This window comes from Campylobacter sp. FU_520 (assembly GCF_025772385.1).
Taxonomy (GTDB): domain Bacteria; phylum Campylobacterota; class Campylobacteria; order Campylobacterales; family Campylobacteraceae; genus Campylobacter_D; species Campylobacter_D lari_C.
Genome location: NZ_JAKMRZ010000010.1, coordinates 12858 through 32784 on the forward strand (window position 1 = coordinate 12858; position 19927 = coordinate 32784).

At 31.2% G+C, this 19927-nt stretch carries 21 protein-coding genes; 6 read left to right on the forward strand and 15 right to left on the reverse strand.

All coding sequences use genetic code 11. The features are described from left to right. Positions 1-8 precede the first annotated feature (8 nt). The 4 genes from serS to der are packed head-to-tail and all read right to left on the reverse strand — an operon-like array spanning position 9 to position 4075. The gene (gene serS, locus L8W55_RS04955; RefSeq protein ID WP_263677622.1) at positions 9-1244 is read right to left on the reverse strand and encodes a serine--tRNA ligase; all 1236 of its coding nucleotides are present in this window, start codon (positions 1242-1244) and stop codon (positions 9-11) included. 11 nt (positions 1245-1255) lie between these two features. Further along, on the reverse strand, positions 1256-2215 hold the full coding sequence (gene trpS, locus L8W55_RS04960) for a tryptophan--tRNA ligase (protein WP_263677623.1): 960 nt from the start codon (positions 2213-2215) through the stop codon (positions 1256-1258). Next, positions 2212-2709 carry a shikimate kinase gene (locus L8W55_RS04965; RefSeq protein WP_263675203.1) on the reverse strand — a complete coding sequence of 166 codons (498 nt, stop codon included), beginning with the start codon at positions 2707-2709 and terminating at the stop codon, positions 2212-2214. The genes trpS and L8W55_RS04965 overlap by 4 nt, the downstream gene beginning before the upstream one ends. After that, positions 2693-4075 carry a ribosome biogenesis GTPase Der gene (gene der, locus L8W55_RS04970; RefSeq protein WP_263677625.1) on the reverse strand — a complete coding sequence of 461 codons (1383 nt, stop codon included), beginning with the start codon at positions 4073-4075 and terminating at the stop codon, positions 2693-2695. Before der ends, L8W55_RS04965 begins: the two co-directional genes overlap by 17 nt. Before the next feature lie 100 nt (positions 4076-4175). Here der and L8W55_RS04975 point away from each other — a divergent pair, with 100 nt between their 5' ends. Genes L8W55_RS04975 through pyrF form a run of 6 tightly spaced genes read left to right on the forward strand, consistent with a single transcriptional unit; the run spans position 4176 to position 8844 of the window. Beyond that, complete coding sequence (locus tag L8W55_RS04975; protein WP_263677627.1) at positions 4176-5108, forward strand: DMT family transporter; 933 nt, start codon at positions 4176-4178, stop codon at positions 5106-5108. Next, positions 5098-6459: a uracil-xanthine permease family protein gene (locus L8W55_RS04980; RefSeq protein WP_263677628.1), complete on the forward strand. Its 1362-nt coding sequence runs from the start codon at positions 5098-5100 to the stop codon at positions 6457-6459. The genes L8W55_RS04975 and L8W55_RS04980 overlap by 11 nt, the downstream gene beginning before the upstream one ends. Before the next feature lie 19 nt (positions 6460-6478). After that, positions 6479-7282, forward strand: a complete 804-nt coding sequence (gene kdsA, locus L8W55_RS04985) for a 3-deoxy-8-phosphooctulonate synthase (RefSeq protein ID WP_240386734.1) — start codon at positions 6479-6481, stop codon at positions 7280-7282. An 11-nt stretch (positions 7283-7293) separates the two neighbouring features. Then, positions 7294-7764 carry a 6,7-dimethyl-8-ribityllumazine synthase gene (ribE, locus tag L8W55_RS04990; RefSeq protein ID WP_257938136.1) on the forward strand — a complete coding sequence of 157 codons (471 nt, stop codon included), beginning with the start codon at positions 7294-7296 and terminating at the stop codon, positions 7762-7764. A 1-nt stretch (position 7765) separates the two neighbouring features. Then, positions 7766-8164, forward strand: coding sequence for a transcription antitermination factor NusB (nusB, locus tag L8W55_RS04995; RefSeq protein ID WP_257397005.1), 399 nt, complete (start codon positions 7766-7768; stop codon positions 8162-8164). Next, on the forward strand, positions 8161-8844 hold the full coding sequence (gene pyrF / locus L8W55_RS05000) for an orotidine-5'-phosphate decarboxylase (protein WP_263677629.1): 684 nt from the start codon (positions 8161-8163) through the stop codon (positions 8842-8844). The genes nusB and pyrF overlap by 4 nt, the downstream gene beginning before the upstream one ends. A gap of 10 nt (positions 8845-8854) precedes the next feature. Here pyrF and L8W55_RS05005 read toward each other — a convergent pair whose 3' ends face one another. Genes L8W55_RS05005 through rpmH form a run of 11 tightly spaced genes read right to left on the reverse strand, consistent with a single transcriptional unit; the run spans position 8855 to position 19905 of the window. Next, complete coding sequence (locus L8W55_RS05005; protein WP_263677630.1) at positions 8855-9268, reverse strand: META domain-containing protein; 414 nt, start codon at positions 9266-9268, stop codon at positions 8855-8857. A gap of 11 nt (positions 9269-9279) precedes the next feature. After that, positions 9280-10872 (reverse strand): methyl-accepting chemotaxis protein, encoded by a 1593-nt coding sequence (locus tag L8W55_RS05010; RefSeq protein ID WP_263677631.1) that lies wholly within the window; start codon positions 10870-10872, stop codon positions 9280-9282. Positions 10873-10886: 14 nt separating this feature from the next. Then, positions 10887-12419, reverse strand: a complete 1533-nt coding sequence (gene purH, locus L8W55_RS05015; protein ID WP_263677632.1) for a bifunctional phosphoribosylaminoimidazolecarboxamide formyltransferase/IMP cyclohydrolase — start codon at positions 12417-12419, stop codon at positions 10887-10889. Beyond that, positions 12416-13186 carry a DnaJ domain-containing protein gene (locus L8W55_RS05020; protein ID WP_263677634.1) on the reverse strand — a complete coding sequence of 257 codons (771 nt, stop codon included), beginning with the start codon at positions 13184-13186 and terminating at the stop codon, positions 12416-12418. Before L8W55_RS05020 ends, purH begins: the two co-directional genes overlap by 4 nt. Positions 13187-13188: 2 nt before the next feature. Further along, positions 13189-15366 carry a phosphoribosylformylglycinamidine synthase subunit PurL gene (purL, locus tag L8W55_RS05025; protein WP_263677636.1) on the reverse strand — a complete coding sequence of 726 codons (2178 nt, stop codon included), beginning with the start codon at positions 15364-15366 and terminating at the stop codon, positions 13189-13191. A 12-nt stretch (positions 15367-15378) separates the two neighbouring features. After that, complete coding sequence (mnmE, locus tag L8W55_RS05030; RefSeq protein WP_263677637.1) at positions 15379-16707, reverse strand: tRNA uridine-5-carboxymethylaminomethyl(34) synthesis GTPase MnmE; 1329 nt, start codon at positions 16705-16707, stop codon at positions 15379-15381. Further along, on the reverse strand, positions 16704-17549 hold the full coding sequence (locus tag L8W55_RS05035; RefSeq protein WP_263677638.1) for a Jag N-terminal domain-containing protein: 846 nt from the start codon (positions 17547-17549) through the stop codon (positions 16704-16706). Before L8W55_RS05035 ends, mnmE begins: the two co-directional genes overlap by 4 nt. Continuing rightward, complete coding sequence (gene yidC, locus L8W55_RS05040) at positions 17533-19113, reverse strand: membrane protein insertase YidC (protein ID WP_039641126.1); 1581 nt, start codon at positions 19111-19113, stop codon at positions 17533-17535. The genes L8W55_RS05035 and yidC overlap by 17 nt, the downstream gene beginning before the upstream one ends. After that, positions 19077-19460 carry a membrane protein insertion efficiency factor YidD gene (yidD, locus tag L8W55_RS05045; protein ID WP_039617892.1) on the reverse strand — a complete coding sequence of 128 codons (384 nt, stop codon included), beginning with the start codon at positions 19458-19460 and terminating at the stop codon, positions 19077-19079. Before yidD ends, yidC begins: the two co-directional genes overlap by 37 nt. After that, on the reverse strand, positions 19448-19774 hold the full coding sequence (gene rnpA / locus L8W55_RS05050) for a ribonuclease P protein component (protein ID WP_039617894.1): 327 nt from the start codon (positions 19772-19774) through the stop codon (positions 19448-19450). Before rnpA ends, yidD begins: the two co-directional genes overlap by 13 nt. Continuing rightward, entirely contained in the window at positions 19771-19905 is a 135-nt protein-coding gene (rpmH, locus tag L8W55_RS05055) for a 50S ribosomal protein L34 (RefSeq protein WP_012661270.1), read from the reverse strand. Before rpmH ends, rnpA begins: the two co-directional genes overlap by 4 nt. Positions 19906-19927: the final 22 nt, after the last annotated feature.

Here is a 19927-nt window from a genome sequence, read left to right on the forward strand (position 1 = left end):
GTTTTCTCTTAAAAGTATTTTCTTAATACATCAGGAATTCTTATATTTCCATCTTTTTCTTGATAATTTTCCATAATAGCTACCAAGGTTCTTCCAACAGCTAGCGAAGAACCATTAAGTGTATGTACTAATTCGTTTTTACCTTTATCATTTTTAAAGCGAATTTTTGCACGTCTTGCTTGAAAATCTTTACAATTAGATACAGAGCTAATTTCACGGTATTTATTTTGCGATGGAAGCCAAACTTCTAAATCCACTGTTTTTGCAGCTGAAAAACCTAAATCTCCTGTACAAAGCATCAAATGTCTGTGTGCTAGACCTAAAGAGCTTAGTAAATCACTAGCACAATTTAGCATTTCTTCAAACATTAGCTCGCTTTGATCAGGCTTGCATATACTAACAAGCTCTACTTTTTCAAATTGATGTTGTCTTATAATACCTCTTGTGTCTCTACCTGCACTTCCTGCTTCTTGTCTAAAACAAGCGCTATAGCAAGTCATTTTTAAAGGTAATTCTTCTTGAGTTAAAATTTCATTAGAATAAAGATTAGTTACAGGAATTTCAGAAGTTGAGATGAGGTATAAATCATCATTTTCTATCTTATACATATCATCTTTAAATTTTGGAAGTTGTCCTGTACCATACATAGTTGTGCTATTTACTAAAAATGGCACATTAACTAACTCAAAACCCCTACTTCTATTAAAATCTATCATATAATTTACTAAAGCTCTGCTTAGTAAAGCCCCTTCGTTTTTAAGCACACAAAAGCGACTTTGCGAGATTTTAACCCCTCTTGTAAAATCAAGCCAGTTTAATTTTTCTCCTAAATCATGATGTTCTTTGATTTCAAAATCAAAACTAGGAGGTGTTAGAACTTTTTTTAATTCTACATTCTCATCTTCATCTTCTCCAAAAGGTACACAATCATCAGGGGTATTTGGTATTGCTAGGGCAATTTGCTCTAGTTTTTCTTCTAATTCATTAACGATTTTTGATTGAGTATTAATTTTTTCTTTATTTTGACTTAGTTGAGCTTTTAAGCTTTCTTTATCTTGCGCTATTGCAAGTTCTTTACTAAATTTATTTTGAAAAGCTTGAAATTCTTCTAAAAGTGCTTTTTCTTTTTTTAAATTTATAAATAAATTACTCAGTTCTTTGAGTAAATTTTCATCTACTTTTTTAGCTTTTAGTTTTTGTGTAATTTCATCGAAATTATTTTGTAAAAGTTTTAAATCTAACATTCTAACTCCTTTTATAGTCCTATTTTAGCATAAATTTTTTCCATTGTTTCTTGGGCTTGTTTTTTTGCTTTGTTTGCTCCAAATTCTAAAATCTCTTCAATTTTAGAAGGATTAGCTAATAATTTTTCATATTCGTCTTTGGCTGAGGCAAAATACTCACTAATGATTTCATTTAGATACATTTTAAAATGCCCATATCCTTCGCCACCTTTTTCATAGCGACCTTTCAAAGCTTCTTGTTCTGTATTGCTTAGAAACAATTTTGCGATTTTAAATACATTGCAATTTTGCCAATCTTTTGGATCTTCTAAAGCCGTACTATCTGTGACAATAGATAAAATTTGTTTTTTAATAGCTTTTGGTGTATTAAAAATATCGATTGTGTTTTGATAAGACTTGCTCATTTTGGCTCCATCAGTACCAGGTACTACTGCAACTTCATCATTAACTTTAGCTTGAGGTAAGGTAAAAATTTCACCCCATTCATTATTTACTTTTAAGGCTATATCTCTTGCTATTTCAACGTGTTGAATTTGATCTTTACCTACAGGAACTATTTGAGCATTAAAAAGTAAAATATCTGCAGCCATCAAAACAGGGTAAGAAAAAAGTCCATGGTTGGCATTTAAACCTTTGGCAATTTTATCTTTATAGCTATGTGCTCTTTCTAAAAGCCCCATTGGGGTAAATTGAGAAAGAATCCAATAAAGCTCCATTACTTCTTTTACATCGCTTTGTAGCCAAAATACGCTTTTTTGTGGATCAATCCCTAAACTCAAAAAAGCTGCCGCAGCTTTGAGTGAATTTTGTTTAAGTTTTTCTCCATCAAAACTTGAAGTCATAGCATGGTAATTTGCTATAAACATATACATTTGATTTTTTTCTTGCATATTTAACATTTGTCTTATAGAGCCAAAATAATTTCCTATATGTAAATCCCCGCTTGGCTGTAGTCCTGTGATAACTCTCATTTTACCTCTTTTTTAATTTCTTTAATAATCTCATTAACGCTTTTATTTTCAATATCTATAATAATATTTGCCTTTTTTTCGTATTTTTTTGCTCTTTGATCAAAAAGAATTTTGGCATTATTTGTATTTGCAAATAAAGGTCTAGTGGTTAATTCTTCTTTGCTTAATCTTTGTAAAAGATAATCAAAACTTGCTTTTAAATAAACAATAATACCAATATTTTTTAATTTTTTTTGTTCTATAAAACCACCGCCACTTGCAATGGAGCAATTTTGTAAACAATGTAAAAATAAAGCTATTTTTTGCTCTTCTTTACGGAATTTTTTCTCTCCATATGTTTTAAAAATTTCACCAATTTCAAGATTGTATTTTTCTTTAATTAAACTGTCTGTATCTAAAAAGATTTTATCATATTTTTTAGCATAAGCTCTTGCTATGGTTGTTTTACCACAGCCCATAAAGCCTACAAAAAGGAGATTATCCTTCTTGCTCATCTTTGCTACCTTTTTTTCTTGAAGCTAAAATCAAAGGAACACCTTCAAAGTTAAATTGTTTTCTAATTTGATTTTGCAAATAGCGCTTATAACTAAAATGCAAAGCTTTTGGTCTATTCATAATTAGAGCTATTTTTGGAGGTGCTAAGTCATATTGAACTGCATAATAAATTTTTACTAATTTGCCATAATCATGTGGTAATGGGTGCGCTCTAGTGGCTTCTTCTACCAAGGCGTTTAATTTTGCAGTTGGAATTTTTTGCGTGAAATTGGCAAAAACTTCTAAGATTTTATCTAAAAGCACATGTACTCTTTTTCCGCTTAAAGCTGATACGCTTACAACGGGTGCATAAGCTAGAAATTTAAAACGATCTAGTTTTAATTCTTTTAAAGTTTTATCAAAATCAAGTTCGCTTTTATCCCATTTATTAAGCACTATAATCACACCTAAACAATGTTTAGCAGCAAGTCCTGCAATACGCTCATCAAGTTCATTAAAACCCTCAGCTGCATCAAGTACTAAAAGTGCAATTTGAGCATTAGCTAGGGCATATTCAGTTCTATTTAGTGCATAACGCTCTAAGCCTTGTATTTTCCCACGTTTTCTAATACCCGCAGTATCTACAAATTCGATGATTTTATCTTTATGCATAATGCTTTCATTGACAGGATCGATGGTGGTGCCTGCTATATCGCTTACCACGCTACGTTCTTCTTTAACTAAGGCATTTAAAAGACTTGATTTTCCTACATTTACCCTACCTATAATTCCTACTTTAATATGATTTTCATTGATGGTTTTTAGTTTAAAATCTCCGCTATTTTCATCAAAATTTTCTAAATAACTTTCAAAGTCTTCTTCATCTGCATTTAAAAAACTTTCATTTAAAAACTTACCAGCCCACATACAAAGTTCGTCAATGCCTATATTATGTGTAACTGAGATGTTAAAAACTTCTTTTACGCCAAAATTAGAAAATTCCCAAGATCTTTCCTCATCTTTTTTATTATCCACCTTGTTAATTACTAAGGCTATAGGTTTGTTGAGTTTTTTCATTTCATAAAAAAAAGCTTTATCTTCATCATCGGGCAGAAATTTTCCATCTACCATATAAAAGATAATATCACTATTTTTAGCAGCTTTAAGCGAATTTGCTTTGACATTTTTAAAAAGCTCATTGCTCTCATCAAGTCCGCCACTATCTATTAATAGGGCTTTTTTGCCATCAATTTCTACCTCTATTTTGTTTGTATCTCTTGTAGTCCCACTTATGTCACTGGTGATAGCTATACGTTTTCTTGCAAGTCTATTAAAAAGACTTGATTTGCCAACATTTGGTTTTCCTATTAAAATAATACTTTGCATTAATACTCATTTTTTAAATTTTTATTTGTGATTATATAAAAATTGCCTTAAAATTAAGCAAAAAAGACTAAAATAACGGGAATTTTTATATGGAATTTATATGTTAAGAATAGTTAAAAAGAATTTAGGTATATATTTTATGATTATTGCTTCTATAGAATTTGCACTTGTAGGTGCTTGTGCAAAAATTCTTAGTGAAGAATTATCATCGATTGAAATTATGTTTTTTAGAAATATCATAGGCACAGCTTTTATGCTTTATGCGCTTTCAAAATTAAATTTTCATAAAAGTGGTGGACATCTTGGACTGCTTATTTTTAGAGGTATTATAGGAACGATCGCTTTATATCTTTTCTTTTATAATGTTTCTAATATTTCATTAGGTGGTGCTTTTGCTTTTCAAAAAACAGCACCTATTTTTATAGCTTTGATCGCTTTTTTGTTTTTTAAAGAAAGTTTAGGATTAAAAGCTTGTTTTGGGATTTTGATTGCTTTTATAGGAGTGTTATTAATTTGTCAACCTTTTGCAGATAGTACTACGCATTCAGGTTTTGATTTAAAAAATAGTATTTTGGGAATTTTAAGTGGTTTTTGTGCAGCTTTAGCGCTAACTAGTGTAAGAGAACTTAGAAAATCATACCCAGCGCCTTTTATAGCTTTATCTTTTGTTTTAATTGGCACTTTGATGCCTTTAATGTCTATGATTATAGGTTCTTTTTATGAAATAAAAGAGCTTGATTTTTTAATTGCTCCTTTTGTTATGCCTAGTCTTAAAGCTTGGATTTTTATTGTTTTGATGGGAATTTTTGGAGCAATGTATCAAATTCATGTTACTAAAGCTTATGGAGTAGCAAAAAAGGCAGGGGTTGTTGCAGGAGTTAGTTATATAGATGTAGTTTTTACTTTGTTTTTAGGTATATTATTAGGAGATGAATTTCCTAGTTTTATGGTTTTTATAGGAATTTTTAGCATTATTTTAGGAGGAATTATTTTGGTTAGTAAGCAAACAAAAGGAAAGAAAAATGGAAAATAAAACAGATTTAATTTATGGTTTAGAAGATAAACCACCTTTTGCTAAAGCATTTTTTGCTGCATTAGTGCATTTGATGGCTATGTTTGTGGCTGTGATTACACCTGCTTTGTTAATTTGCAAAGGTCTTGGGATAGATGATACTAATACAGCTAGAATTATTTGTATGTCGCTTTTTGCTTCAGGTGTTGCCTCGCTTTTGCAGATTAAAACTTGGGGTCCTATAGGGAGTGGACTTTTATCTATTCAAGGGACTAGTTTTAACTTTGTTGCACCTATTATTTTAGGTGGGCTTGTTTTAAAAAATAATGGTTTATCACAAGAAGCAATGCTTGGAGCTATTTTTGGCACTTTGATGCTTTGCTCTACTACCGAAATGATTATTTCTCAAATTTTACCTTTTATCAGAAGAGTGATTTCGCCTTTGGTTTCAGGTATAGTAGTGATGATTATAGGTCTTAGTTTGATTAATGTTGGCCTTGTGAGTGCAGGGGGTGGATTTGCGGCTAAGGCAAGTGGTGAGTTTGGTTCTTTGCAAAATTTATTATTAGCAGGGGTTGTAATTTTAAGTATTATTATATTAAATCGTTTTAACAATGCTTATATAAGAATTTCTTCTTTATTTATAGCTATGATAATAGGGCTTTTAGTAGCTATGACTTTTGAAAATTTTAGTTTTAATTTTAATGAAAATTTACCTTTAATGTTTTTACCCGATCCTTTGCATTATGGATTGAGTATTGATTATAATCTCATTTTGCCTTTGATTTTGGTTTTTATGGTAACTTCTTTAGAAACTATTGGCGATATTAGTGCTACTAGCGAAGTTTCTAATCAGCCAGTTAAAGGTAAGCTTTATGCAAAAAGATTAAAAGGTGGAGTTTTGGCAAATGGTTTTAATTCCTTTGTTTCAGCCTTTTTTAATACTTTTCCAAACTCATGTTTTGGGCAAAACAATGGTGTCATAGCCCTAACAGGTGTTGCAAGTCGCTATGTTGGATTTATTGTAGCTTTTATGTTGATGATTTTAGGTTTATTTCCTATTGTGGCTGATATTACTTTACAAATTCCAGAGCCTATTTTAGGTGGAGCAACTTTAGTAATGTTTGGCACTATAGCTGCAACAGGAGTTAGGATTATTTCTAAAGAAAATTTAAACCGTCGTTCTATTATCATTATAGCTATGAGTTTGGGTATAGGGCTTGGAGTTTCTAATAATCCTGATATTTTAGAATTTATGCCAATGTGGTTTAAAACTTTATTTTCTTCAGGGATTGCAGCAGGTGGGATTACAGCTATTATTTTAAATTTTGTTTTCCCTCTTGAAGAAAATAATAAAAATAAAGTAAAATAATAAAAAACAAGGAAAAATGATGAAAAAAATGATACTAATAGCAGGGCCTTGTGTGATAGAAAATGAAGAACTTGTTTTTAAAGTTGCACAAGAGCTTGAATGCTTTTTAAAAGATGATAGAATTGATTTTTATTTTAAATCAAGCTTTGATAAAGCAAATAGAACTAGTATTAATAGTTTTAGAGGGCCAGGCATTGAAAAGGGCTTGGAAATTTTGCAAAAAGTTAAAGATAAATTTGGTATGCAAATTCTTACTGATATTCATGAGAGTTCTCAAGCAAGTATTGCGGCTGAAGTTGTAGATGTTTTACAAATTCCTGCCTTTTTATGTAGGCAAACTGATTTATTAGTAGCTGCTGCTAAAACAAAGGCTAAGGTAAATGTAAAAAAAGGGCAATTTTTAAATCCTGAAGATATTAAATACAGCGTAGCTAAAATTTTACAAACTAGAGGCATTAACGAAGAAGGTTTTGAAATAGCCAAAGAAAATGGTGTTTTTGTAGCTGAGAGAGGTTCGAGTTTTGGCTATGGAAATTTGGTTGTAGATATGAGAAGTTTGGTTATCATGAGAAAATATGCTCCGGTTGTTTTTGATGCTACTCATAGTGTGCAAATGCCAGGAGCAAATGGTGGAAGTAGTGGAGGCAAAAGTGAATTTGTAGAACCTTTAGCAAGAGCTGCTGCTAGTGTGGGTGTGGATGGATTTTTCTTTGAAACGCACATTGATCCTTGTAAGGCTTTATGCGATGGACCAAATATGCTTGATCTTTCAAGACTTAAAAACTGCGTAAATACGCTTTTAAAAATTCAAGAAATCATTTAAAAAGGAAAAATATGAATATAATAGAAGGAAATTTAAGTTTAAAAGGTGATGAGAAAATTGCAATTATCAATGCAAGATTTAATCACATTATCACAGATCGTTTAGTTGAAGGTGCTAAAGATGCTTTTTTAAGACATGGGGGCAAGGAAGAAAACTTAAGTCTTATTTTAGTTCCAGGTGCTTTTGAAATTCCTTTTGCATTAAAACAAGCTTGTGAGAGTAAAAAATTTGATGGAATTTGTTGTGTTGGAGCGGTAATTCGTGGAAGTACGCCACATTTTGATTATGTGGCAGCTGAAACTACTAAAGGTATAGCAAGTGTAGGGCTTGGAGCTAATATGCCTGTAAGCTTTGGAGTTTTAACAACTGATACTTTAGAGCAAGCTATAGAAAGAGCAGGTAGCAAAGCAGGTAATAAAGGTTTTGAAGCTATGCTTACTGTAGTTGAAATGCTTAATTTAATCCAAAAAATTAAGGCTTAAAATGGCTACTAGACACCAAGTAAGACAAAGTATAGTTTCTTTGCTTTATGCAGCACAGTTAAATCAAGAAAATAAAGATTTTATCAATGAATTTTTAGATGAGAAAAAAATTCGCAATGATCAAAGAAAATTCACTCTAGATTTATATAATGGCATTAATGAGCAACTTACTTTGCTTGATGAGAAAATTAATGAGTGTTTGAAAGAGCATAAGTTAGATGGAGTGGCTAGTATAGAAAAGGCCATTTTGCGTTTGGGTGCTTATGAGATTTTATTTACTTCTACGCAAAAAGCGATTATCATCAATGAGGCTATAGAGCTTGCTAAAGAAATGGCAGGGGATAATGCTCCTAAATTTATCAATGGAGTACTAGATAAAATCAACAAGGAAGCGCAATGAAACTTTGTGTGGCTTTTGATGTGGCAAGCTATGATGAATGTATAAATTTAGCCAAAGAATTAAAAGGCTTAGACCTTTGGGTTAAAATAGGGCTTAGATCGTATTTAAGAGACGGGGTAAAGCTTTTAGAGGCGATTAAAAAAGTGGATGATTTTAAAATCTTTTTAGATCTAAAACTTTATGATATACCAAATACTATGGCAGATGCTTGTGAAGAGCTTGCTAAGCTTGATGTAGATATGTTTAATATTCATGCAAGTGCAGGTAAAAGTGCTATGTGTATGATTATGGAGCGTTTAAATGCTTTAAGCAAAAGACCTTTGGTGCTTGCTGTATCTGCTTTAACTAGTTTTGATGAGCAAGAATTTTTTAGTGTATATAAACAAGATATCAAACAAGCTGTTAAGGATTTTTCTAAAATTAGCTATGAAAGTGGTCTTGATGGTATGGTTTGTTCGGTATATGAAAGTTTGTTGATAAAAGAAAACACTAATTCAAAATTTATCACATTAACCCCTGGAATTCGTCCATTTAAAGAAAATTCAGACGATCAAAAAAGAGTGGCTGATATAGAGTGTGCTAAGGATAATTTGTCAGATTTTATTGTGGTTGGAAGACCTATTTATAAAGCAAAAGAACCTAGAAAGGTTTGCGAGGATATATTAGAGCATTTAAAATAAGCCTTAAGGCTTATTTTAAATATACTTTCATTTTTTTATTTTCCAAAATAATCCCATCATCGTCGCTAATAATTTGAAAATCTCCGTTGAAATTTCTTAAGAAATTATCTTCAAATTTCATAGATTCTTGATCGCAAAGCATTTTTGTTGAAGCAAGATTATCTTCTATTTTAATGCTATTTCCTTGATCTTTATAGTTTCCAAAAAATCTATTACATCCTGAAACACCAAAAACTCTTTTATCTTTATTATCAAAACTAATACTTGCTTTAGAATTTTGAGGAAGTTCATAACTTTTTCCATTTGCTTCATAAGAACTTATGGTAAATTCTTTATTTTGTAAATCATCAACACTTAAATTTGCCACAGAACACCCACTAAAAATAGCTAAGCTTGCTATACTTAATGTAATTATTTTTTTCATTTTGATTCTCCTTATACATGAAAATGTTTTAATTCATCTTCTAAATTTTGACAAACTACATTTAACTCATGAGCAACATCAAGTAAAATTTTTGAAATTTCTTCGTTTTTATCACTTAATTTTACTGTGTCTTGCATTTTATCAAGCAAAGATTGTAAAGTTTCTTGTGTGCTTGAGATTTTTTGCATACAAGCATTTGCTAAATCTCTTGCATTTTCATTGCAAACTTTTACTTCATTAGTTCCTTCTACAAGATCTTTTGCATCTTGATTTAAAGAATTAATTTCTTTAGCATTGTGTTTTAACTCTTTGGAAACTTCATTAATACTATCTACTAATTGCTTGGTGACAATAGCAATATTTTTTAAAAATTCCTCTGAGTTTTGAGCAAGATTTCTTACATCTTCAGCAATAACTGAAAAGCCACGACCAAATTCTCCAGCACGTGCTGCTTCAATACCTGCATTTAATGATAAAAGATTAGTTTTATCGGCAATTTCTCCCATCATATCAGAAGCTTTTTTAATCTCTTCTGCTTGTTTTTCCATAACTTCAACTTTTTGAGATAACACATCTTCATTGTCTGCAACAACTCTTACTTTATCTACTACCTGATTTAGTGAATCAAGCATAGTATTTAAAACTTCAAAAGATTTTGTATTTGCCTTGTTTGCATTATTTGAAAGTTCAGCAAGATCTTGTAACTCTGTATGAATTTGCTCACTTAAATGATAAGATTCATCAGTTTTTGTATGACCTTCTTTAGTTCTATTTGCTAGATCAAGTGCATTAGCATTTAAAAGTTTAGATTGTTTATCTACCATTTGAGAATTTTCATTAGTAGAAATTACTGCATTTTGAATTTTTTCAATAAATTGATTAATATAAGTACAAGCTTTACCTATCTCATCAGTGCTTTTTATGTTAATTCTTGCGCGTAAATCTCCATCGCCACTAGCCAGCTCTTTAGCATGTTTTAAAAGATCTAAAACAGGATTACCTACAACTATTTTTAAAATATAAAGCACAGCAAAAACAGTAAAAAGTAAAGCTATGCTAAAGATTATAATATAAGTTCTAGCTGAGCTTGCCAAATCATCATCTATATGTTTTAAGTCATTATACATATCCATAACCCCTAAAACATCACCTTCTTTAGCGTTTGCATGGCAAGCAAGACAACCCTCGTTAGCAATTAATGGACGTATAAGCCTTAGATAATGTCCTTGATCATTGTTAATCTCAACTGCTTTAATTTCTGGCTTGTTAAATTGCTCATTGATAATACTTTCGTTACTTTTTGTGTATTTTTGCATTTCAAAAAGCTCAACGGTGCTTTTGGAAGGATAAATTTTAATATCTTTTATACCTTCTATCTCACCTGCTTCTTTTATAGCTTGTTCTATAATGGCAGGATCACCCAAATTCATCGCCATTCTTAGTGTTTGAAAAACAGAAGTGCTTAAGGTATCTAAATTTGCACGGCTGATTCTATCGGTCGTTTGCTGAGAGTCTTTTTGTAAAATAATTTGCATAATAATAAAACTAATTAGCAATGTAGAAATCATTGCTAAAGATATCTTTGCACCTATGCTTTTAAACATTTAAACTCCTTGTGTTAATGCAAAAAGTGTCTTACGCCACTAAAATATAGTGCAATACCATATTCATTAGCAGCTTGGATGATATCCTCATCTCTTATGCTTCCACCTGGTTCAATAATAGCTTTTACACCTATTTTGCTAGCCTCATCTATGCTATCTCTAAATGGAAAGAAAGCCTCGCTTGCTAAAACACAACCATTTAAATCAAGTCCCATTTCCTTAGCTTTATTAATAGCTGCTTTAGCTGCATCAATACGACTTGTCATACCCATTCCAATAGCCACCATAGCACCATTTTTTACATAAACTACGTTATTTGATTTGGTAAATGCAGCAATTTTCATAGCTATTTCAAGATCTTTTAATTCTTGTTCATTAGCTTTTCTTTCGCTTTTTAATACCGCATTTTTTAATTCATTTTCTTTAACTTCATCGCTATCTTGATATACAAAACCACCATCTATATGTTTAAAATCATATTTATCATAGGCTCTAGTTAAAAATGGCGCTTTTTGTGTAAAGATTTTAATACGTTTTTTATCTTTAAATACTTCCAAAGCATCATCATCTACATTTGCTGCAATGATTACTTCTATATAAATTTCATTGATTTTTTGCGCTAATTCTTTATCTAAAGTTCCATTGATAGCTACAACTCCTCCATAAGCACTTAAGGTATCACATTTAAGCGCATGGATATAGCTTTGGAGTAAGTTTTCTTTTATGGCAAATCCACAAGCATTTGCATGTTTTACAATGGCTACCGCTGGAGCTTTATCAAAAGCACTTGCTAAATTTAAAGCAGCATTGATATCGGTTAGATTATTAAAACTTGCTTCACCTTTTAAGGTTGTAAAATTGTGTGTGAAAAAGTCATCAAATTCATATAAAGCACCTTTTTGGTGAGGGTTTTCTCCATATCTTGTATCAAACACTTTTTGACCTACAATAAATTTACTTGCCCCAAAACCACCATTAAAACGCTCGTTCATATAGTTTGCTATATAAGCATCATAATTTGCTGTATGCTCATAAGCTTTGATCATCAATGCTCTTCTAAAATCAAGATCTAAAGTATTATCTTTTAAAGCTTGTATGATTTTATCATAGTCTAAAATATCGCAAACCACAATGACATTTTTAAAGTTTTTTGCACCGCTGCGTATCATAGCAGGACCACCGATATCGATATTTTCTACAATCTCATCAAAATCTTGGGTTAAAATTGTAGTTTTTTTGAAAGGATATAAATTCACACAAAGTAAGTCTATGCTTTCTATATTATGTTCTTTAGCTTGCTTTTGGTGATTTTCATCTTCTCTTTTGTATAAAATTCCGCCATGAATTTTTGGGTGCAAGGTTTTTACGCGTCCTTCAAACATTTCAGGACTTTGAGTAAAATCACTAACTTCTTGTACTTGCAAGTTATTTTCTTTTAAAAGCTTATAAGTGCCTCCAGTAGATAAAAGCTCAAAACCTAATTTTGCAAGCTCACTAGCAAATTCTACTACTCCTTCTTTATCGCTGACACTAATTAGTGCTTTCATTGATTTTTCCTTTCTATGTATTGTTTTAAAAATTCATAAGATTCATTAACTTCTTGAAATTTTTTTACACCTTCTTTTATTTTTGCTTCATCGCTGTTGTTTGCGTTTAAAATATCAGGATGATATTTTTTAGCAAGTTCTCTATAGCGTTTTTTAAGCTCTTGTAAATTTACATTTTCACTTACACCTAAAATCTCACATGCTTTTTGCAAATTCATACCTACTTTTTGAGTTTGCATAGAATTTAGAAGTCTTTCAAGTATATTTAGATCAAGATTAAAGACTTTGACAATGGCTTTTAATACATCTTTTTTAGTGCTGTTAAGTTCTCCATCAATCAAGGCCATTGCAACCAAAACATTTAATATATTAATTCTTTCTTGTTGAGGTAAAGGTACTTCCTTGATGAGTTCTTTGGCTACTTCATAGGTATCATTTAAGGTATTTTTATGTTCATTAAAACTTTGTTTTAAAAACTCTCTTTCTCTTGAATCTTTAGCGTTATAATCAAGAATTTGTGAGATCATATTAGCTTCATTTTCACTAACTCTACCATCACTTTTTGCTATTTTTGCTAAAAGTGCTATAACATAGTAGTTTAATCTTCTTTTAAAGCCATCAATTCTTTCTTCGTGATAGCCTTGCTTAAAACCTTGAGAGAAACTTTTAGCCCCTTTTTTAAAAGAGCCTAAAAGATCATCTTTACCCCATGTTTTATAATACCAATAAAATGCCAAAATTGCCAATACAAGTAAAACAAAAAGCATTTTTATCCTAAATACTCATTAAATTTATCAAAATAAATTGTTTGTAGTTTTGCTAAAGATATCTTAATATCATCTAAAATGAAATCTTTTTCATTTAAATTTCCAAGTTTTGTAAATTTAATTCCCATTTCATTTACAAATTTAATAAATTTTTCCTCATCTTTAACGCCAACTATAACTCTTGTCGGACTTTCTTCGAAAATAAAACTCTTATCTTCAAAATCAGTTTTTACTTCAATACCTAAATTTGCTTTTGCACTCATTTTAGCTAAAGTAATAGCAAGGCCACCTATGCCTATGCTATTAGCACAATCAAGTAATTTTGCTTCGTTTGCTTTTAATAGGAAATCCCATAGTTTTAATTCTGCATTAAAATCAATATCTTCAAGTCCTCCTGCTACTTTTTGATCTAGTACTTTAGCAATCAAAGATCCTCCAAAATTACCTTTGCTTTCTCCAAGTAGATAAATAGCCCTAGTGTCTTTACTAAAATATGATTTTAAAACATTTTCTGCTTTTTCATTTACCCCAACGCAAGCTATAGTTGGGCTTGGAAAAATACTTACACCATCGGTTTCATTGTATAAAGAAACATTGCCGCTTGCTACAGGGGTATTGAGTTCTTTACAAGCTAATTTAATACCTTCACAACCTTGTGCAAATTGCCACATTACCTCAGGATTTTGTGGGTTGCCATAGTTTAAACAATCACTAATTGCTAAAGGTCTAGCTCCTGAGCATGCTATTTTTCTTCCTGCACTTGCAACGGCTGCTGCTGCACCGATTTTTGGATTTACATAGTTTAATCTTGAGTTGCATTCAATTGCCATAGAAAGTAAGCAGTTATTTTCTTTAATTCTAATACTATTTGCACCTAAAGCTCCATCACTTTTTAAAGTATTGGTTTGTACGCTTGAGTCAAATTGCTCATAAATATAAGCTTTATTGCTAACATTTTCATCTGCAAGGAGTTTTTCAAATGCTTCTTGGGTAGGAATGTTAAGTTTAAATTGATAGTTTTTTATCTCATCTAAGTATTTTGGCTTAGATACAGGTCTATCAAGCATAGGTGCTTTTTCGCTTAGTGGTTCAATAGGGATTAAGCCAACTAATTCATCATGCCAAAATAGTTCCATTTTACCAGTATCGGTAACTTCGCCTATAATAGCTGCATCAAGTCCCCATTTGTTAAAAATTTCAATAACTTTTTCTTCATAGCCTTTTTTAGCACAAATTAGCATTCTTTCTTGAGATTCACTTAACATTAACTCATAAGGAGTCATACCTTCTTCTCTCATAGGAGTTTTATCAAGGTAAAGTTTCATACCGCTACCACTGCGTCCTGCCATTTCAAAAGAGCTTGAAGTAAGTCCTGCTGCGCCCATATCTTGAATTCCAACTATATAATCAGTTTTGAAAAGTTCTAAACAAGCTTCCATTAATAATTTTTCAGCAAATGGATCGCCAATTTGCACGGTTGGTCTTAAGCTTTTGCTAGATTCATTAAAACTATCACTTGCCATTACAGCTCCACCAAGCCCGTCACGACCGGTTTTTGAACCTACATAAATTACAGGATTACCTATACCTTCAGCTTTTGCATAAAAAATATCTTCGATTTTGCAAGTTCCAAGTGCAAAAGCATTAACTAAGATATTTCCATTAAAACATTCATCAAAAGCACATTCTCCACCAATAGTAGGCACGCCCATGCAGTTACCATAGTGTGAAATTCCACTTACCACACCTTTAACTAAATATTTTTGATGTTTACCTATTTTTTCATCGTGGATATTGCCAAATTTTAAAGAATTCATACCTGCAACAACTCTTGCTCCCATGGTAAAAACATCACGTAAAATTCCGCCTACACCTGTAGCTGCACCTGCAAATGGCTCTATAAAACTTGGGTGATTATGACTTTCTACTTTAAATACAGCTGCCATTCCTTTGCCTATATCTATTACTCCAGCGTTTTCACCAGGACCTTGGATCACCCAAGGAGCTTTAGTTGGAAAGCCATTAAGGTATTTTTTACTTGATTTATATGAGCAATGCTCACTCCACATAGCAGAAATTACTCCAAGCTCTAGCAAATTAGGCTCTCTGCCTAGTATATTTAAAATTTCTTGATATTCTTCGTCACTAATTTTGTGTTGTTTTATAATTTCTTTATCCATTTTTTCTCCTTTTTATTTACCTAAACAAAAATTACTAAACATAGCATCTAAAATTTCATCTCTTTCAAAATCTTTTGTAAATTGGGCTATCTCTCCTATGGCTAAATTTAGTTCAAAAGCAAAAAGTTCTAAAGAACTTTCTTTTAATAAATCTCTTGCACGCAAAATAGCTTCGCTAGCATTTTTACAAGCATTGAGTATTAAGGTATTGCTAATTAGCATTCCATCGCCATCTAAAGTATTTAAGTATTCATTTAAACTTTCCTTAATGGCTTGGGTGTTTTCTTGGGCGCAAATGCGTATACAAGAAGTGCTAATTTCATGTTGAAATTTGGTAACTAGATCGCTTTTGTTTAAAACATAAATGATTTTTTTATCACAATTTTTTAAAGCTTGTAAAATACGCTCATCATCTTCTTCAAATTCTTTAGATCCATCAAAAACAGCTATGATAATATCTGCTTCTTTAATACTTTCATAGCTTAGATTAACTCCGATTTTTTCTATCTCATCATCTGCGCTTCTTATACCTGCTGTGTCGATGATTTTTATTAAATGTGAACCTATTTTTAAACTTTCCTCAATACGATCTCTTGTAGTACCTGCAATATTAGAAACAATAGCTCTATCAAAAGCTAAAAGTGAATTTAACAAGGAACTTTTTCCTGCATTTGGTTTACCGATAATAGCAACTTTAAAGCCCTCTATAAGCCCTTTTTTACTTAAAGAAATATCTACTATATCGCGTAAAAGTTTTGAATTTTTTTCACACATAGTAATGATTTGATCAAGTAAATCTTGTGGTAAGTCATCATCTGCATAATCAATGCTTGTTTCTACAAAAGCAAGAGTTTGAACAAGATCTATTCTAATGGTATTTAAAAATTTACTTAAATCACCTTTAATATTTTTTGCTATGATATTTGCAGCGCTTGCTGATTTTGACATGATGGCATCTTGTATACTTAAAGCTTTTAAAAGATCCATCTTGCCATTTAAACAAGCTCTTTTACTAAATTCACCAGGGTTAGCAAGACGTGCTCCTGCTAAAATAAGCTCATCGAGTAAAATTTCACTTAAAGAAAAGCCCCCGTGGAGTTGAAATTCTACTATATCTTCTCCTGTAAAAGAGTAGGGCGCTTTAAAATAAATTACTAAAGCTTCGTCTAAAAAATCGTTGTTGTTTTTATAAAGTTTGCACAAATGTGCATAGCGTGGTGTTAGTTCTTTTTTGTGGGTAATTTTTAATGCAAACTCTAAAGCTTTTTCTCCACTTACTCTAATAATACTTATAGAGCCCACTCCATGGGCTGTGGCAATGGCAGCTATAGTATCATTCATTCATTTTTCTTCAAAAAATCATTCACAACGATATATCTTTGATCGTCATTTTGTTTGATAGCTACATATTTGTCGGGAAAGCGTTCTCTTAATTTTTCTAAAGCAAGTTTTAACCAAATTCCATCAAGTGGTTTTGTTTGAACTCTTCCTGTGTTTTCTACTTTTTCTATAAGAATTTTTAAATAATTTTCTATAGCTTGGGTTTGATTTTCTAAAAATTGAGCAATTTCTAGTCTTGGTTGAATTTTGTATTTAGCGCTAAGCCAGTTATAAAGCAAATAAGAAAAAGCCTTATATCTATGAGCTTCTTTGCCTATAAGTAAAGCCGCATCTTCTCCATCAAGTTTTATCAATACACAATTTTCATCCCAAATGCTAACTTGTACAACTTTGATGTCAAAATCAAAAGTTGCCAGTAAATTTTCTAGTGAAATTTTTATCTCATCGATATAAGAAGTGATATTTCTTTCTTCTGAAGATTCTTTATGAAATGAATCAAAAATAGCATCATTTTTTACTTTATAATGCTCCTTAGGTTGAGCAATATCTTCAATTGGTTTTTGAAAATTTTCTTTGTATTCTTTCTTTGGTTCGTTTTTATCAAAGTTTTTTTGCGTATGCTTGTTAAATTTCTCATTATGAAATTTTTTAGTTTTTTCTTGATGAGGTTTTTGAGTTTTTTTATGCCCTTTGATACAAATAATAGCATTTTTTCTAAACAAACCAAAAAATCCTGCTTTAGCATGCTGAATAACTTCATATTCTAGATCAATCACAGAGCACTCAAGTTGCTTTGAGGCTTCTATGAGTGCGGTTTGTAAGTCTTTAGCTTCTATGTTCATGTTTAGCTATTTCCTCTTTTTTGTGGTTTTTGAAAAGTTTATTTACGATCACTTGTTGAATAAGTGAGCATATATTATTTACACACCAATATAAAGTTAAACCTGCTGGGAAGGTTAAGAAGAAGAAAGTGAAAATTAATGGTAAAAATTTCATAATCTTTTCTTGCATAGGATCTTGTATGGCCATTGGTGTGATAAGTTGTTGGATAAACATAGTTAGACCCATAAATATAGGTAAAATAAACCATGGATCCATTACAGATAAATCTGTAATCCAAAAAGCCCAAGGTGCAGCTTTAAGTTCTATGGCATTTAGTAAAACTCTATAAATTGCAAAGAAAATTGGAATTTGAATAAGTATAGGCAAACATCCACTCATAGGATTTGCGCCATGTTTTTTATAAAGTTCCATCATATGAAGATTCATTTTTTGCGGATCACCTTTATAGCGCTCTCTGATTTCTTTCATTTTAGGCGCCAAATCTTTGAGTTTATTCATAGAAATCATTGATTTATAAGTAAGTGGGAAAAGAATAATACGCACGATTAAAGTCATCACTACAATAGCCCAACCCCAGTTGCCCATGTAGCCATGTAAGAAATTTAAAAATTCAAACATAGGCTTAGCTATAAAAGTAAACCAACCATATTCTACAACATCATCTAAATCCGCATGAATGCTTCTTAAAATTTCATGTTCTTTTGAGCCAACATAACCGCTTGCTTTAAAAGTATTTGTCGCACTTGCAAAAACGATAGAGTTTTCGTGATTATCTTTAGTAACTACAGCATTAAGTGGTTTTTCAAAATTATAAAAGAAAGCACTATAATAGCGATCTGAAGCCGCCATAAGGGTTACATTAGAAAAACTTTCATCATTTTCTACATCACCATCTTCTAACATTGTGATTTTATCATCTTTATCTAAGATTAAAACCCCATGCACTGTATAGCTATCAACTGCTATATTTGGACGATAACCTGGAGTGATAAAATAAGCTGCGTCCTTGCTTAGATTAACCTCTAAATCATAGTTTCCATATTTATGGAAAGTAATTTTTTTAGTTACTACTAAATCGTTTAGATTTTGAGTAAGGATTAAGGTTGTGTTTTCATCGCTTACATTGATAGTTTTTTGACTTGTGGTGTATGAAGTATTAAAAGCTTCTTGATTAATTTTTGCATCGCTAAATCTTACTTCTAGTGGTAAAGGCGACAAAGAAGTATCTACTAGATTAATACTTTTACCATTTTCGTCTTTATATTTTTCATCACTTAGATAAAATTTAGCTATTCTACCTAAAGAGTCAATATGTGCTTCAAAATGCTCACTTTTAACAACTGCTATTTCTTCTTTTTGATTAACACTAAGTTCTGTTTTTGGAGCTTGAGTGTTTGTGTTTGTAGTGCTTTGTGGTGCTGAATTGTTTTGTTCTATTTGGGTGATATTTTGCTCAGTTTGTGGAGCTTTGGGGATAAAAAAATAATCATAAACTACAAAAAATAAAAATGATAATACAACAGCAATTAATATGCGTTTTTGTTGAGATAAATTTTCTGACACGGATTGTCCTTTGGAAATATAATCTTAATTAAAAAAAATTGATTATCGTTGCAAGGGATATAAAGATAGTTGAGTTGTTTTAAAGCATTAAAACTAGGTTTAAAACATATACCTGAGTTTAGATTATTCTTGCGTATTTTAGGATAATCAATACCACCTTTAAAAAACGGATTGCATTTTAAAATTCTTAAAAAAACTGCACCAAATGCCTTAAAAATATTATTTTTTTTAAATTGCCACAAGGCATATTCAGAGCAACTTGGGTAATACCTACAGCATTGTGGTTTAAAAGGACTGATAAAGAGTTGATAAAATCTGATAAGTTTTAGACAAGCTATTTTATACATCCTATTTTTTTCAAACCCCATTTCAAGTTTTTTTCTAATTTTAAAAAAGGAATTTCAGTGATACTTGTTTTGGCTACAAGTATATATTTTCCGTTTTCAACTTGATTTTTAACCTGAAAAAAAGCTGATCTTAAGAGCCTTTTGGCTCTATTTCTTACGACAGCTTTTCCAACTTTTTTGCTAGCAACAACAGCGAATTTTTTTTCATCACTTAAAGAGTAAAAGATGATCATGCCTTCGCAATGCCATTTTTTACCTTCTTTGTAAATTGTTGCAAACTCTCCTAAGTCGTTAATACTTAGAAAATCTTTTATACCGCTAATCTTTTTCTACCTTTAGCACGTCTAGCATTGATCACTTTGCGACCATTTTTACTTTTCATACGTACACGAAAGCCGTGAGTTCTTTTTTTAGGGGTTTTATGTGGTTGGTATGTTCTTTTCATATTTTTTCCTTAAACTTAAAAT